General features: G+C 39.7%; 11 protein-coding genes. 6 read left to right on the plus strand and 5 right to left on the minus strand.

What is annotated here, in order from left to right:
* Positions 1–54 precede the first annotated feature (54 nt).
* Both H8744_RS03415 and H8744_RS03420 read left to right on the plus strand, forming a co-directional pair.
* A complete protein-coding gene (locus tag H8744_RS03415) occupies positions 55–1,425 on the plus strand; it encodes a sodium-dependent transporter (protein ID WP_262433514.1) in 1,371 nt (456 codons plus the stop codon).
* Positions 1,425–2,330 (plus strand): ComEA family DNA-binding protein, encoded by a 906-nt coding sequence (locus tag H8744_RS03420; protein WP_305067432.1) that lies wholly within the window; start codon positions 1,425–1,427, stop codon positions 2,328–2,330. The genes H8744_RS03415 and H8744_RS03420 overlap by 1 nt, the downstream gene beginning before the upstream one ends.
* 179 nt (positions 2,331–2,509) lie before the next feature.
* Here H8744_RS03420 and H8744_RS03425 read toward each other — a convergent pair whose 3' ends face one another.
* From H8744_RS03425 to H8744_RS03435, 3 genes are all read right to left on the minus strand, one after another.
* On the minus strand, positions 2,510–3,166 hold the full coding sequence (locus tag H8744_RS03425; protein WP_262433516.1) for an ABC transporter ATP-binding protein: 657 nt from the start codon (positions 3,164–3,166) through the stop codon (positions 2,510–2,512).
* A gap of 91 nt (positions 3,167–3,257) precedes the next feature.
* The gene (locus H8744_RS03430; protein ID WP_305067332.1) at positions 3,258–3,986 is read right to left on the minus strand and encodes a tRNA threonylcarbamoyladenosine dehydratase; all 729 of its coding nucleotides are present in this window, start codon (positions 3,984–3,986) and stop codon (positions 3,258–3,260) included.
* Positions 3,968–6,103, minus strand: a complete 2,136-nt coding sequence (locus tag H8744_RS03435) for a cation:proton antiporter (protein WP_262433518.1) — start codon at positions 6,101–6,103, stop codon at positions 3,968–3,970. Before H8744_RS03435 ends, H8744_RS03430 begins: the two co-directional genes overlap by 19 nt.
* A 143-nt stretch (positions 6,104–6,246) precedes the next feature.
* Here H8744_RS03435 and H8744_RS03440 point away from each other — a divergent pair, with 143 nt between their 5' ends.
* Positions 6,247–7,254 (plus strand): aspartate-semialdehyde dehydrogenase, encoded by a 1,008-nt coding sequence (locus H8744_RS03440; protein ID WP_262433519.1) that lies wholly within the window; start codon positions 6,247–6,249, stop codon positions 7,252–7,254.
* 283 nt (positions 7,255–7,537) lie between these two features.
* On the opposite strand, the gene H8744_RS03445 is transcribed toward H8744_RS03440, so the two are convergent.
* On the minus strand, positions 7,538–8,590 hold the full coding sequence (locus tag H8744_RS03445) for a hypothetical protein (protein WP_262433520.1): 1,053 nt from the start codon (positions 8,588–8,590) through the stop codon (positions 7,538–7,540).
* 11 nt (positions 8,591–8,601) lie between these two features.
* On the minus strand, positions 8,602–9,426 hold the full coding sequence (locus H8744_RS03450) for a discoidin domain-containing protein (RefSeq protein ID WP_262433521.1): 825 nt from the start codon (positions 9,424–9,426) through the stop codon (positions 8,602–8,604).
* Between the two features lie 1,292 nt (positions 9,427–10,718).
* Between H8744_RS03450 and H8744_RS03455 the strand changes: the two genes are divergently transcribed.
* The 3 genes from H8744_RS03455 to H8744_RS03465 all read left to right on the plus strand — a co-directional run bounded on the left by H8744_RS03455 (position 10,719) and on the right by H8744_RS03465 (position 16,955).
* A complete protein-coding gene (locus H8744_RS03455) occupies positions 10,719–13,052 on the plus strand; it encodes a Kelch repeat-containing protein (RefSeq protein WP_262433522.1) in 2,334 nt (777 codons plus the stop codon).
* A 545-nt stretch (positions 13,053–13,597) separates the two neighbouring features.
* Positions 13,598–15,418, plus strand: a complete 1,821-nt coding sequence (locus H8744_RS03460; protein ID WP_262433523.1) for a carboxypeptidase-like regulatory domain-containing protein — start codon at positions 13,598–13,600, stop codon at positions 15,416–15,418.
* Between the two features lie 88 nt (positions 15,419–15,506).
* Positions 15,507–16,955 (plus strand): glycoside hydrolase family 76 protein, encoded by a 1,449-nt coding sequence (locus H8744_RS03465; protein ID WP_262433524.1) that lies wholly within the window; start codon positions 15,507–15,509, stop codon positions 16,953–16,955.
* Position 16,956: the final 1 nt, after the last annotated feature.

Consider the following 16,956-nt stretch of genomic DNA (forward strand, 5'->3'; position numbering starts at 1 on the left):
ATTTGCATATTTAACCAAAAAAAGAGATCGAATTGTAAGATAAATAAAGCTTCTATGACTAAAAATGACAGAGCAAATTTTGGTAGCAAATTGGGTGTGATACTTGCCTCTGCAGGTTCGGCCGTAGGACTGGGCAACATTTGGAGGTTTCCATACGAAACCGGCAATCACGGTGGTGCTGCCTTTATTTTCATATACTTGGGATGCGTACTTTTATTGGGACTTCCGATTATGGTAGCAGAGTTCTTAATCGGACGCCGTTCACGTGCAAATACAGCCGGAGCTTTTGAAAAGTTAGCACCAGGAACTCAATGGCGTTGGGTAGGACGTATGGGTGTACTGGCCGGTTTTCTTATTCTCAGTTATTACTCCGTTGTAGCAGGATGGACACTGGAATATATTATTGAAGCGGCAACCAATAGTTTCTCAGGCAAAACGCCCGATGAATTCATTTCATCCTTTCAGGCTTTCTCAAGTAATCCCTGGCGACCGATATTGTGGCTTACCTTATTTTTATTGGGTACTCATTTTATCATCGTGAAAGGAGTAGAAAAGGGAATAGAGAAATATTCAAAAATCATGATGCCGGTACTTTTCATAATTATATTAATATTAGTAGTATGTTCCGTAACTTTGCCGGGAGCAGAACAAGGCATAGAATTTCTATTAAAACCGGACTTTAGCAAAGTGGACGGGAATGTATTTCTAAGTGCAATGGGGCAAGCTTTCTTCTCTCTTAGCTTGGGAATGGGTTGCTTATGCACTTACGCATCCTACTTCAGCAAAGATACCAATCTGACCAAAACAGCCTTTAGTGTAGGAATAATCGATACACTGGTAGCCATACTGGCAGGTTTCATCATATTTCCTGCAGCCTTTTCAGTAGGTATCCAACCGGATGCAGGCCCGAGCCTCATCTTCATCACACTGCCTAATGTATTCCAACAAGCATTTAGCGGAGTCCCTGTATTGGCTTATCTCTTTTCCGTAATGTTTTACGTCTTGTTGGCCGTAGCAGCGTTGACTTCTACAATTTCCATGCATGAAGTCGTAACAGCTTATCTACACGAAGAGTTTAAATTTACCCGGAAGAGGGCCGCACAAATTGTAACTGGTGGATGCATCGTTCTCGGTATCTTTTGTTCCCTATCACTGGGTGTGATGAAAAATGTCACTGTTTTCGGTTTAGGCATGTTTAACTTGCTCGACTTTGTAACGGCAAAAATCATGTTACCGTTAGGCGGATTATTTATCTCCATTTTTACAGGATGGTACATGAATAAGAAAATCGTATGGAGTGAGATTACGAACGACGGCACTTTAAGAGTTCCTGTATACAAACTGATTATTTTCATCTTAAAATACATAGCTCCTATAGCAATTTCTTGCATTTTTATCAATGAATTGGGAGTAATAAAGTTATGATGTGGAAAGATTTCTTTTACTTCTCACGTACGGAACGGCAAGGAATCGTTATCCTTGCTGTTCTCATTGTTTTGGTTTATATTGCCTCATGGTTCATCCCGGAAAGAGAAATGCCTCCGATTGGTGACAATGAACAATTTGAAAAGGAGTATGCTGAATTTATGGCCTCCATCAAAGAACAAAAGCAATCATCCCTCTCTAAGCATCAATCATATAACATCCGAGAACATTCGATAACTTTAGCAGCATTCAATCCTAACACAGCAGATTCCGCCACATTTATTTCTTTAGGACTACCTCCCTGGATGGCACGGAATATTCTTCGCTACCGTGCTAAAGGGGGAATGTTCAAAAAACCGGAAGACTTTCGCAAAATATACGGACTAACAGAAGAGCAATACACCACACTTCAACCTTACATAACGTTGCCAGCTACAACCACTAAACAAGATACGATCCATCTTTTTACCCGCAAAGAAGTACAAGACACCCTACAAATTTATAAATACCCTATTGGAACAGTTGTCAACCTAAATCAAGCCGATACAACGGAATTAAAGAAAATTCCGGGAATAGGCAGTGCAATCGCCCGTATGATAATTGGATACCGGAAGAAATTAGGTGGCTACTACTCTGTGGAGCAATTAGAGGATATCAACTTATCCGTTGACAAACTACGTTCATGGTTCCTTGTTGACGTTAGCCAAATACAACGAATCAATCTTAATAAAGCGAGTATAGAGCGATTAAAAGCACATCCCTATATCAACTTCTATCAGGCAAAAGCCATCATTGAATACCGAAGAAAAAGAGGAATTCTTAAAGACTTACAACCCTTCAAACTTTACGAAGAATTCTCAGAGGAAGATTTCGAGAAATTAACTCATTACATCTGTTTCGAATAAAAAAGATGCATTCTTATCACACCTGATAAGAATGCATCACACACAAACAAAACAAACACTCTAATTCATATCTTCACAGACCTTACATAGAGAAGCGTTTTCAAAGATAATGTTAATTGATCATTGACAATAATCTATAAGCTATATGGTATCTTTTTTTTAGAATTTACGCTACCCTATTAAGACCTATTAACCATTCCATCGATCATATGAACGGTTCTGTCAGTAATTTTAGCCAACTCTTCATCATGAGTTACTATAACAAAAGTCTGTCCCAAACGGTCACGAAGATCAAAGAATAATTGATGCAATTCCTCCTTATTATGAGTGTCCAAACTGCCTGATGGTTCATCTGCTAAAATCACTGACGGATTATTGATTAAAGCGCGAGCTACAGCCACACGCTGTTTCTCCCCACCAGACAATTCATTAGGTTTATGAGAGGCGCGTTCGGCAAGTCCCATAAAATTGAGTATCTCCATAGCACGAGTATTTGCCTCTTTGGAAGAAACACCGGCAATCAATGCAGGTATCATAATATTTTCCAATGCGGTAAATTCCGGAAGCAATTGATGAAACTGAAATACAAAGCCAATATGCCTGTTCCTAAAAGCAGAAAGTCCTTTCTCTTTCATTTTACTGACATTGGCTTCGTTTATATAAACAGTTCCTGCATCTGGTTCATCAAGCGTACCCATAATCTGCAATAAAGTTGTTTTTCCAGCTCCGCTCGGACCTACAATACTAACAACCTCTCCTTTATTTATTTCAAGATCAATCCCCTTCAATACCTGTAAAGCACCGAAACTTTTTGTAATCCCTTCCAGTTTTATCATCTGCATATTATAATTAATTCCTTTTGATCACGATTTCTCCTTCTGTATCATCAACAGCTACATCATTATTTGATAATCTATAAGTTAACTCTTACAATCGTTTTATAACATATTCCGCCAGATAACATCCAAATACCGCTGGCATATAACTTACCGTACCGCAAGTGGACTTTTTATTCTTCTCATCATCCGTCAGTAAAACGGCTTTTGGATCAGCCTGTTCTGTGCTGAAAACGACCGGTACCTTTCGTTTTATCCCCATCTTTTGTAAACGCTTGCGTACTGCCTTGCTCAAGCCACAATGATATGTATCCCAAAGATCAGCAAAACGGACTTGAGTAATATCGCTTTTTGCTCCTGCACCCATGCTCGATACGATCTTAATACGTCGTTGTAAAGCATGATAAATCAGGTAACATTTCGGACTTAGCGTATCGATAGCATCCACTATAAAATCATATTTAGTATTGTCAAGCAGTTCTGGTATATTATCATCTTTCAAGAAAACCGGAAGTACTGTCAGTTCTATTTGAGGGTTGATATCCTTGAATCGCGCTTCAAGAATCTGTGCTTTGGACATCCCCAACGTAGAGGTCAATGCCGGCAACTGACGGTTCAAATTTGTAGGTTGAACCGTATCAGCATCTACAATCGTCATTTTACCAACTCCGGCACGGCAAATCATTTCTGCAGCATAAGCCCCTACTCCACCCAAGCCGACCACCAAAACATGAGCATTGCGTAGGTGTTCCATTTTTTCTTCTCCCAAAAGAAGTTCTGTCCTCTGTTTCCAATTTTCCATTAGCTCTTCTTTAACCATTTATAGAACCATTTACCCACTTTCTCATAATGTTGTGATTCGTTATTACCACGTGGATTAGAGAATGAAATAGCCTCCTGCGGTTCTCCCAGTTGATCGGGATACAAAACAATAAAACTATTGTTAGAAAAATATTTTCCAAGTTGTGTCGGCAATTTCTCAAAAGACGGATCATAAGAGATAGAGCCCCGCCGCGCACTGATTATAACCAACAAATGATCATAATTTACTTGTCCAGTCAATAATAAAAGGTCTCCCCAATTGTCTAACCGTGAAAAATCAGTCATTGTTTCTCCATGTTTTTTCTTAACGAGTTGATGTATATAGCCCTCTGTCTGTTCATTGCAAAAGAAGTGTGCCCTGCATCCTAAAATATTCGACATGCGGCAAAAATGCTCCACCCATTTTTTAAATCCGGCCTCGTACTCTGCCTTTGGCGGAACAGCAATAATTATACGACGCAAAGTATTAACAGGCATGAGGAATTTAGCAATCATCACTTCCCTGTGTAGACCTTTAAGCAAACTATCAGCCAAATTACCAAAAAAAGAGTCAACAATGTTCACCTTACGGTGTAACCCAATTATCAGATCCGTTACTTCATACTCTTTAGCCGTATGTATAATGCCTGAAGCAATATTCAAGTCATAGCGACTGACTTGAACCAAAGGGACATCTACAGATGCTGCTATTTTAGCAGCGCGCTCAAGATTACGTTTACCTGCTAATTCCAATCGCTCCGAACTACTATTGTCATTAATGACATTCAGAGCTACCAAATTGTCCTTTTGTTTAGGATCACGAATGACCAAAGACAAATTCATAAGTTCCTCAATCGTCTCAGGGTTGGCAACCGGAATCATGATCTTTTCATGCGTCTCTTTCTTATTTTCTGCCTCCAGCAACAAAGTCTCATTCATTGCCAGTTTCCGGGCAGCCCGTTCTGTAGTGAAAGAACTGATTATACAGGTAAATAGGATCAGCACGATGGTGCCGTTCAATACATCCTCGTTCAACAATCGGCCACCATCAGGCAAAATTATATTATATCCCACCAACACTGCCGCCAACGTAGCAGCCGCCTGTGCATTACTCAAACCGAACATAAGTTCACGCTCGAGTGATTTCATCCGGTAAATTTTTTGAGTCAGCCACGAGGCTATCCATTTACTAACTAAAGCAACAGTCGTCATCACTAATGCCACTTTCAATGCATCACCATGTCCAAAAAGAATTTTGACATCGATAAGCATACCCACCCCTATAAGGAAATAGGGTATAAACAACGCATTACCAACAAATTCAAGATGATTCATCAATGGAGAGACATGTGGAATAAGCCGATTCAACACCAAACCCGCAAGAAATGCTCCCAATATTCCCTCCATACCAACAAATTCCATTAGACCGGCTCCCAAGAACACCATAGCAAGTACAAAGATAAATTGCATCACATTATCGTCATACCGCCGAAAAAACCAACGCCCGATACGCGGGAAGAAGAAAATAATAAGGAAACCAAGAAATATAACTTTTACAACCAGCCATATCCAGAACAACCCGGAAGATTCTCCTTTGAAAAGTCCTCCAATCACCGCTAACACCAACAAGGTCAGAGTATCGGTTACAGCGGTACCACCGACTGCAATACTCACGCTACGATGCCGGGATACGCCATACCGGATCACAATAGGATATGCAACCAATGTATGTGAAGCATACATACTGGCAAGCAATATCGATGTCACCAACCCATATTTCAGTAACGTCATATTAGTGACAAAGCCAATTGCCATAGGTATTATGAACGCAAGCAGCCCAAGTACGACAGCTTTTCCTCTATTTTGTTTAAAATCTCCCATGTTCATTTCCAACCCGGCAAGAAACATAATATAATATAACCCCACCTTACCGAACAGTTCAAAACTACTATCCCTTGTCAGAATATTAAAGCCATGCTCTCCAATTACTACACCGGCAAGTATCATTCCGATAATATGCGGTATGCGAAGTCTTCCTAATACTAAGGGAGCAAATAATATAATGAGAAGTACAAGGAGAAATATCCATGTAGGATCGGTTATAGGTAGTTGTAAGCTGATATCAAACCATTGCATATATCTAAGTTTTACGTTTTCTCTGCAAAATAACAAAAAACTTATCAATTATATGGCAAATTGTTATAATTTTGCAACCAATTATTTGCTATTCGGAAGAATAGTATATTAAATACAATATTCAATTTAAACAAGAGAAAAAGATGAAAGTAGCTATTGTTGGCGTAAGCGGAGCCGTAGGACAAGAATTCCTGCGCGTGCTCGATGAGAGAAATTTCCCGTTGGACGAGTTGGTTTTGTTCGGTTCTAAACGTAGTGCCGGAAGCAAATATACTTTCCGCGGTAAACAGATCGAGGTAAAACTCTTGCAACACAACGATGACTTTAAAGGAGTGGATATCGCTTTTACATCAGCAGGTGGAGGAACTTCTAAAGAATTCGAAAAGACGATTACCAAATTCGGTGCCGTAATGATCGACAATTCAAGTGCTTTCCGTATGGACAACGATGTACCTTTGGTGGTTCCGGAAGTTAATGCAGCCGATGCAAAAGATCGTCCACGTGGTGTAATTGCCAACCCTAACTGTACGACGATCCAGATGGTAGTTGCACTGAAAGCCATTGAGCAGCTTTCACACATAAAAACCGTCCATGTCTCTACTTATCAAGCAGCTAGTGGTGCTGGGGCAGCAGCTATGGATGAACTTTACGAACAATATCGTCAGGTATTGGCCAATGAGCCCGTTACTGTAGAAAAATTTGCTTATCAACTTGCTTTCAATCTGATTCCACAAGTCGACGTTTTCACAGAAAACGGTTATACGAAAGAAGAGATGAAGATGTTCAATGAGACACGAAAAATCATGCATTCGGATATAAAAGTCAGTGCAACCTGTGTACGTGTCCCTGCTTTGAGGGCTCATTCTGAAAGTATTTGGATAGAAACAGAACGTCCTATCTCCGTCGAAGAAGCCCGCGAAGCTTTTGCGAAAGGCGAAGGACTTGTATTACAAGACAATCCGGAAGAGAAAGAGTATCCAATGCCTTTGTTCCTTGCAGGAAAAGATCCAGTTTACGTAGGACGCATCCGCAAGGATCTTACCAACGAATGTGGTTTGACTTTCTGGATTGTAGGCGACCAAATCAAAAAAGGCGCAGCACTAAATGCCGTACAAATTGCAGAATATCTGATTAAGGAAAAAAATATCTGACAATAAACACTACTAACAATCAAGTTCTTGCTATTTCATGTCTATTATTAGTATGAAATAGCAAGAACTTGATTTTTAAATTGCCCACATTTTTTCATTATATTCCTTATATCAAAAACATAACTAGCCGATTAACAAAAGAATTATTATCCATCTAATTCTCAGGAATAATTTTCCCTCATAAAAAGTAGAATAAGAGAGCTGACCCATAATAAACGTTTCCATTGATTACAAAAAATTTGGCTTTCTATATTCATTGTAACATCAAGCCCCAATCCTTTAACTATACAAATAAGTAAGGATATATAAATGCAATCAATTTCCTTATAAACAAAATAAATTTTTCATGCCAAGCAAAAGCAGAACATGTATCAACAATCCATTGTATAATAGTTATAATCAGAGCCCCGGTAGTAAATCTAGCTAGCCATTTACTCCAACATTGTTGATGAGAGAATCTACGAATCACCGGATTATAAATTGAATTTTGAAAATACTGCAATTCTTTATCTATTGTATGTAGTTCTTTTAAACGTTCGGTTATTTCGCTTTTAATATTTTCCAATTCGGTATTGAAAATATTATCATTCAAATCAACGAGCATACGAACCACACGTTCATATACTCTTAATGAGATACTGCATACTGTTTCATCACTCTGTTTTCCAATAATTACACGGTTGTTTATCAAACCATGAATAGGGGGAGCCATCTCTTGATCTTCTACTTTCCCCGAATCACCACGTAAATGATTAAACCATTTATAAACTCCTTGCTTTTTTTGAGAAGTTTGACCGAATCCTTGCGAGCAATTATAAAGAACTTGCGTAGGATATTCATAAGCCTGAATGTTTACAAGATGGGTATATTGATCACGAGAATTATTCATAAAATATATTTTGATATAACGTATATACTTACATGTTGATTCAAAATAAAACTCTTGCCAGCCATTACTACCATTAAACATGGTATCATATACTACCTCCCATCTTAAAACACTTGCCCCCATACCCTCCTTAGACATTTCATCAGCAACTAACAACCTATAAAGGTACTTTCTACGACTAGGCTGTTTTTTCTCAGACCCACAATTATCCCATAATAAAAAACGAATATAAGAAATTCTTTTTCTCTCCCGTAAATCAAAAATAATCCAACCGGGATTTTTTATCGTATGAAAACCTGTGTTCGCATCGTAATAACGTATAACCTTCTCACCTTCCTTTAACTCTAAAGATACTAAATCACAAATCGTTTTTGAATTCATTGAATTATTGCCATCTGAGTCAAAAGAAAACACATTCTCATTTTCTAAATAATTCTCATTATTCATATGCCTCATTCCTATAATTTAAATATCATAATCACAATCCAAATTACAAGGGAAACAACCGAAATCACTAAACCAACTACTTCACTACGATTGTTCTTCTTAAATTCTTCTTCAAATTTTTCACTTATTGGTTCAGCTATTAATTTTCTAACCTCGTCAACCTTTCCATCAACCGCATCTAACTCTTTCGATTTCTCAAATAAATAATCAATAATCTGAGTATATCTTTGTTTTAGCATCGTACTTACCGTTCGAGGCATAGCATTTTGAATTCGTCCTGAAAGATCCAGCAATTGGTTTGACAGAGGATATGCATCCCCCAATTCCAACTCGTATGGATCGAAACAAATAAATACATTCCCTTTATCAAAAAAGGGATTAATCTCTTCAAAAGCATGTAATCTCACAATATGAAATCCCGAATTCTTCATATTGTGTATAGCATGTACACGAATATAACGAACCCTGATTGCATTGTCAAAAAGAAATGTTTGCCAGCCTTTTCGGTATTTAGAAGATGTCCCAGCAGTATCATGTATAACTTGCCAGCTACGTTTATCACTTGAAAGAAGCAACCTATAAGCATAAATCTGATCAACATATTTAGCTTTATCGGCCAATTTATTGTTTGGATCCTCATAATCCCATAATTGAAAAGAGATTTGTCTTAGATCATACTCTCGTTCCAAATCAACAGTCAAATAAGCAGGCCAATGCGTTGCACAATATCCACTTTTATTATCATATTCAATTTCTTTCCCACTGGTTAAATAGTGATAATGATTACAATATTCAAGCACTTTTTTATGCAAAGCCAAATCATTATAATTTCCCATCTATTTATATTATTATCTTTATCAAAAATACGTTATCAATTAGGATTATATGCTCTATTAGACTATTCTAGCAATACTTTTGACTCGTAAGAACAAAGTAAAAGATACAAGCACATATGCTATTATATGTTTTGAATGATTATTATTCTCCATATTGAGATGGTTGAAAACAAACAATAATATATAAATTCATACTCTATTGATTAACTGACTATTAATATTCAAACGCTACTTCCGATATCTATTTACAAGCCAATCTGTTACTATCGCAATAATCACTGATAGCAAAGTTACAATAATATCTCATCAGACAAATAATATTTATTAGTATTTTGACTGCTTATAAAGAAAACATGCGTTTTTTGTTTTAGTGACACTAATGCTTATTGATTCAAATGTTCTTGTCAGTACTTAATTATTTGATAGCTAAATAAAATCTACTGTTTAAAGAAGCCAACATATAGTAATACAAAGAATGGAACTGCGAATATTCAATAAACCAATGTTGGGAATCAGTAAACTTTTTTATCGTAAAGAGCAAATGGTCAAATATCATTCCTTCAGACCAAAACTTTGTCTTTACCAAACGTATCATATAAACAAAAATAAGGTTTTGTTACATAGAATATAGACATAAACCGTTGTTTAGTGAAAAATAATATATACTTTTGCAATGTATTAATTTGTTAAGTTCAGAATCAGCAATGGCATATGGGTGATACACTGCTTATCTTCAAGGTATTAACAGCATACTATCGAAGGGATCAGTTTGTGATGATTACGCCATAATCATTAATTTAATAAGAATATAACAAAGTATAACGATATGTAAAGTTGCTGTTATAGACAGTTTCAACCCATTAGATTCGAATAGCTTTGTTAATAGGAACTTGTAATGAGAAGCAGAGGCAGTAAAGATAGACAAACCTTATATTAAATAAAGATATTATGAAGATATTAGACAGTTTTATTTTTTTGCTTTCATGGGCATTCCATAGAGAAAAACGAAAGATGCCTGCATATTGAGACGTTTTGTCCGAGTATAACACTTAGTAATGTGTTTATTATTTTTTAAAGCACAGTATTTAAATTAAAGTATCCATAAGTGAAAGGTCGCTATGCATCTCTATAAATATATTATTTTTATAATAAGTCTCTGTATTAGTTTGGAAATATCCGCGCACGGACTAAAGTTTTACAGCACTGACCATCCTATTGCTCAGAGAACCTCATATAGTGTATTTGTCCACGAACGACCCGTTTTCAAAGATTACTTTGATATAGAATTCAATATGGCTTTATATCCCACAGTGGAAATTGGCTATATCACTCGTATCAAAAGTGGTGATCCCACAAAAATATTCAATCTATTCTTCGATGTGCGTGGTGATGATATTCTTTTCCGCTTGAACCAAGAAGGGAAAAGTGTCTTAATATCCATGCCTGTCAATCGGGATGAGATGACAAAAGACCACTGGTTCAAAGTAAAAATCGCTTTCGACTTAAAGAATGATGAAATCATTCTGGAAATACATAATAAGAAAATGACATGCGAAGGCGTATCTCTTCCCGATGAGTTCCGCCCGGAAATAGTTTTTGGAAAAAGCGACCATATCATCGATGTTCCGTCGATTGCCATCAATCAATTAAAAGTCGGCAATACCAAATCTTATGTATTTGCACTGAATGAAACCAAAGGTGAGTTTGTGTATGACCAAGAAGGACGTTTGTGCGGAAAGGTGGATAATCCGATATGGCTTATTAACGAAGCGTACCATTGGCATAAAGAAGCATGTTTTTCATCAAATACAGAAGCGGGAGCCAATTATAACATCAACAATAATGAAATATATTATTTCAATCGGGATTCGATATTCACCTACAACACAAAATCCAAAGAGATCACCGCCAGAGCTTTTGCCGAAAGATGCCCCGTAAAACTATCTCTAGCACGCAGCTTTATTGATGATGCCCATGACAAACTATATGCCTATGAAGTGTATCATGACCCCCCTGATGACGGGCCTACTATCGCGAGTCTCGACCTCACCACTTTAACCTGGAATGTAGAAAGTTATCAACAACTTAGCATGCAATTGCATCACCATGATTCTTATTACGATCCGGAGCAGAACCTTTATACTATATTCGGTGGATTCGGAAACATGTATTACAGCAACAAGTTCTACACGCTCAATACAACGGACAAGCGTTGGGAAGTACTCGACTCCCTTTCAGGCGACGTCATTTACCCGCGCTATTTCTCTACAATCGGCTATTTGAAAAACAACCATTGCATTTATGTATTTGGAGGCATGGGAAACGAATCGGGTGAGCAGATCGTTGGACGACGTTATTTCTATGATTTCTACAAAGTGGACATTGAAAATAAACAGGTCCAAAAGCTTTGGGAGATTTCCGATGACGAGATAAATACAGCGCCTGCCCGAGGAATGGTGATTTTAAATGATTCCTGTTTCTATACTCTACGTTATCCGGAAAGCGTTTCAAACTCCTTTCTAAAATTATACCGTTTTTCAGTAAAAGATGGCAGCTACCAGATTCTTGGCGATTCCATTCCCATCCTGTCCGATAAAATCACCACGAACGCCCATCTCTATTACAACGAGCATCAGAGCAGGCTCTACGTTACTGTCCAGGAATCAAAGGACGACGTATCATCGTCCCTGACGGTTTATTCATTGTCTTTTCCACCGGTAACGCTTGAAGAATATGCCGGCATTCCCACCGGTTCGTCTCGGATTCCTACTATGTGGATTCTTGTGATCATTACTTTGGCAGTCGCTACCACCATCGTGGCTGTGATCGTAAAAATCAAGCATAAGCCTGAAAATAAGGAGAGTGTACCACAAACCATTTTGCCGACAACAAAAACGGAAATGATAAGCGAAACGGCTCAGCCTAACTCCATCTTTTTATTCGGTGACTTTGCCGTTTTCAGCAAGAATAAGCGAGACATCACTTATATGTTTACAGCACGCCTCAAGCAAATGTTCTGTCTGATCCTGCAATACAGTGACGCGGAGGGTATATCATCCAAGCGGTTGAGCGATCTGATATGGCCGGATAAGTCGAAAGATAAAGTGAAAAACTCACGTGGAGTAGCCATCAACCATCTGCGGAAGATTCTGAACGAACTCGACGGCATCGAGTTAGTGTATGAAAAAGGATGCTTTAAAATCGTGACGAACAGTGAAATGTACTGCGATTATTTAAAATGCATGGAGATTATCTCTACAAATACGGTCAACAAATACCGGCAGCAATTTCTGAACATAATCCACAGGGGAAAATTCATACAATTCTTTGACGACCCGGTATTCGACTATTTCAAACAAGATGTGGAATATAAACTCGAGAACGTGATCCAGCATCAAATCGAAGAAACGTTTAGTGCCCGGAACTATCAGACAACCGTCAGTCTCACGGAGGCCGCGTTCAACATCGACCCTCTGAACGAGATGGCATTGTCGTACAATCTCAAATCGCAATTCATACTCAAACGAGAGAATGAGGCCATCACCACCTATCAGAAGTTCATCACAGAATACAAAAAGACCACCGGGGAAAATTATCCCCACCCTTTCAGAAACTATTGGCGATAAGCTTCCGCCTCAACGTTGGCAACCGGGGAGTATCCGAACTTGAAAACAGCTCCCTTTAGCGGTCGACAACTTACCTTGCAATGGAACGTTACTTTTCCCGTAGACATCCATTGCCTTACCCTTGACTCTTTAATGTCAGACACCCCCATGTCTCGCAGTTAGACACCCCCATGTTTCACTGTCAGACATGGGGGTGTTTCACTGTTAAACATGGGGATGTCTGACAGGCTTCCATTTAAACTTTGCAACGTCATGGTTAGAAGCAAGTCACTGTTGCTTTAAACCGAACCGTAGTCACCAAACCGATAAATAATCTACAAGCCTCCCTGCATGTTAATTAATGTAACTTTTAACCCGCCTCTAAACGGGTTAATTTCTATCAGATTAATGCTTTTTTTTCGATATTAACCCTAAATTAACCTATTAATTAATCTCTCTTACCCCACTTTTGCAAAAAATGTTTGCGAGTATGGTGTAGCAATCATTTCAGTACACAAAGCGTACAATTCACATTTTATTAACCATTTTAATCACTATTTAAAAACATGAAGCTAAAAAAAATGTTGAAAGTCTTCGGACTTACAGCCATACTAAGCGGTATGGCATTCATGGCTGGTTCCTGTTCGGATGATGATCAAGACGACGGAACAGCATTAAGAGGAAAAGTGACAGGAGTTGTCACAGACGATCAATCTTCCCCCATCGAGGGTGTTACCGTTTCGGTCAAAGATTCCGAGATAACAGCTACCACCAATTCCCAAGGTGTCTACACACTCGAAAATGTCCCAGTAAGTACTCATATCATTACATTTGCCAAGGCAGACTATCAAACGGTGAGCGTGACTATCGTAGCCGGGAAGTTCAACAGCGAACTGGTAGCTACGGTCAATGCCGATATGGAATACGCAGCAGCCAAGATCAGGGGTACGGTCACAGATGCCAAAGCTGGTGGCGCACCATTGGAAGGCGCAACGGTCAGCATCAGTTCGTCAGTCAAGACAACGACCGGTGCGGACGGTACGTTCGAAATCGGTAATCTTCCTTTGGCAGATTATACCGTCACTTTCGAAAAAGAGGGATACGCAACGATCACCAAGAAACTTACAATCGACAGTTTCGTGGATGGTATAGCTACTATCGATCTTCGCATGGGTGGTCGTGATATTTTGAGAGACCTCACGATCGACGACTTGAGAGCAGCCGAGAAATGGTATTATAATGAATACCGTGGTGGTGGTAATGCCGAAAGCTACCCGCACTGGGATTGGTCTTGCGACTACATGTGTACACTCGACTTCAGAGGAGCTTGGGAAGAGCAGAACGAAGGTACTACTCTTCAAATTCGTAACAATGACGAACAAAAATCCAATCCTGCCGACATGGAAATGTTCGACTCTTTTGTTTTCGGAAGCAAAGAAATCACAGCCGACAACAACATCATGACTCTCCAAATCCGTACGCACAACGCGACCGACGATGCTCCTACTTATTACGGAGTTCAGGTAGTCGATCTTTCCGAAACAGACCCGGAAGCAGTGCTGATAGGTGGTGTCCGCACACTCAATTCGGAAGATTATGTATCCGTTCCGGTCGACCTCAGCCCTTACATCGGCAAAGAAGTGATCATTGCCATCGGTACTTTCCGCCAGCAGACTGGTGACTATTGGAAACAGTTAGTACTCCGCCGCATTGCATTCGCAAAAGAGGAAGTCACCGGTTGGGGATGGCTCCCTGGCACGGAAGTAACAGGTCTTGAAGGCTGGAAACTTACGCAGGAAATGGTTCGTTCGACCATGCCGCATACCAAGAAGACCTTTACTGGTATCAGTCCGATTGGCGGAGGAAAGGACAATCGTTCGGAAATCTACAGAGCTTGGCGCGATGTAGCTCATATCGGAGCTGAATGGTCGTTCATGCCTGTGAACAAAGATCCTGAAATAACCCCGTCCGAAGGTTATTTGATCAAAACTCGCGGAGGTGATAATGTCAGCACCACTGAGCCTGAGTCTTATTTCTACGCTAAGTTCTCGATTGCAGCAGGTAATAACAAGCTTACTTTACGCACCCGTAACTTCGATGGAACCAATGCAACCTTCTTCAAGTTGACTGCTATTCAGGATAACGGTACGGTTACTCACCTCAGCCCTGAATCATATGAAGCCAACTTCGCAGAAGCCGCTGCCGATGGTTGCTGGAAGTTTATCCACGAATCAGGTGGAGCAGGCAGTCCGGACGACTATGCAAAATTCGTATACGACTTGTCTCAATTTAATGGTGAAGATGTCATGTTGACTCTCGGTGTATTCAAGGGAGAAGCCAACGGCAACGAGAATAAATTAGTCATCCATACGATCAGCATAAACTAAAATAGATTCCCGATATCGGAAGTCGCTTACTGTACACCAATAACAGAAGTACAGTAAGCGACCGATAAACAAAAAAAGAAATCAAACGATGAAAAAGTTATTAACACTATTAGCGTGTACACTCTTATTATTCATTTCGTGCAGCAACTCTTCCGAAGAAGAAGGCAATAAAGGAAACACCAATCCCCCTACGACTCCGGCAGAACAATCCAAGCAGAATGTCGAGCGCGCTATCGAAATCATAGACAATGCCGTAGAGTGCTATTTTACTGGTGCAGGCATGGCCATGTCGAGATACTACAATCCTTATACAGGAAGCCGCTCCGAAGAGTTAGGAAGCGTATGGATGTACACAAGTTCGATCGAGGCAGTCAATGCAGTGCTTCATGCCCTCAAGGTTCAAAAGGAGCAAGGCATCAACGAATTATACGATGCCCACTTCGAACGCTACAAAGAGTTACTGTCCAAACTATACAGTAATACCGACTACTATGCCGGGACCTACACACTCGTATCTTTCACTCAAACAAAGGAATGGACCGTATATGGTGTCAACAGAGGCCGCGACAAAGGTATTGCGGAGGTTGAAGGCATCATGAATGTATACGATGATCAAATGTGGCTGATCCGGGAATACCTTGAAGCCTACAAGTTCACCGGTGATACAAAATACCTGACCAAAGCCGAATACCTGACAGAATATGTTCTTGACGGATGGGACTGCACACTCGATGCCAATGGCAACCAAAACGGTGGAATCCCTTGGGGGCCCGGCTATACCACTAAGCACTCATGTAGCAACGGTCCGCTTATCAGCCCGTTAGTATGGTTACATGAATTGTATAAAGGTAAGAACGACGAGATCACTTACGGATATGTTGCTACCGACAACAGCCGTCAAAAGAAAACGGAAAAGAAGAGTGACTATTATCTGAATATGGCCAAGGCCGTATATGATTATCAAAAGCAACATCTGCTAACCGCAGAAGGAGTTTACGATGATATGATGGGTGGATGTGTTCCGAATTGCGACGTAGCCTATGAAACAGTGAACGGTGTTAAGTATCGCAAGAATACCCAACTCAGAGACCGTGTCGGTCCCCCCATTTCATATAACAGCGGAACCATGCTGTCGGGAGCAGCCGACTTGTATCGTGTCACCAATGACAAGACATATCTGACCGACTTAAGCACTTTGTCGGATAAGAGTTTCGCATATTTTGCAAAATACGGTTCGTCCAAACCCGGCTATTACACCTTCGACATAAGCGGTTTCAACAACTGGTTCAACGGTGTAATGATGCGTGGCTATGTCGATGTACATCCGTTCTATCCCACAGCGGCCACTTACATCGATGCTTTCCAGAAAAATCTGGACTATGCTTACAGCAACTACCTTTACAAACACATGCTCCCTACTAACCTCTTGGTGGGTTGGAGTCGCGAGAACAGCAATAATAAGGTAGAAGGAATGTTTACCTTTGCTTTTGCCGCCGAGTATGCTGTCTTGGCAGGGTATGAATTAAAGAAAAATTAAT

Source organism: Jilunia laotingensis, from assembly GCF_014385165.1.
Classification (GTDB): domain Bacteria; phylum Bacteroidota; class Bacteroidia; order Bacteroidales; family Bacteroidaceae; genus Bacteroides; species Bacteroides laotingensis.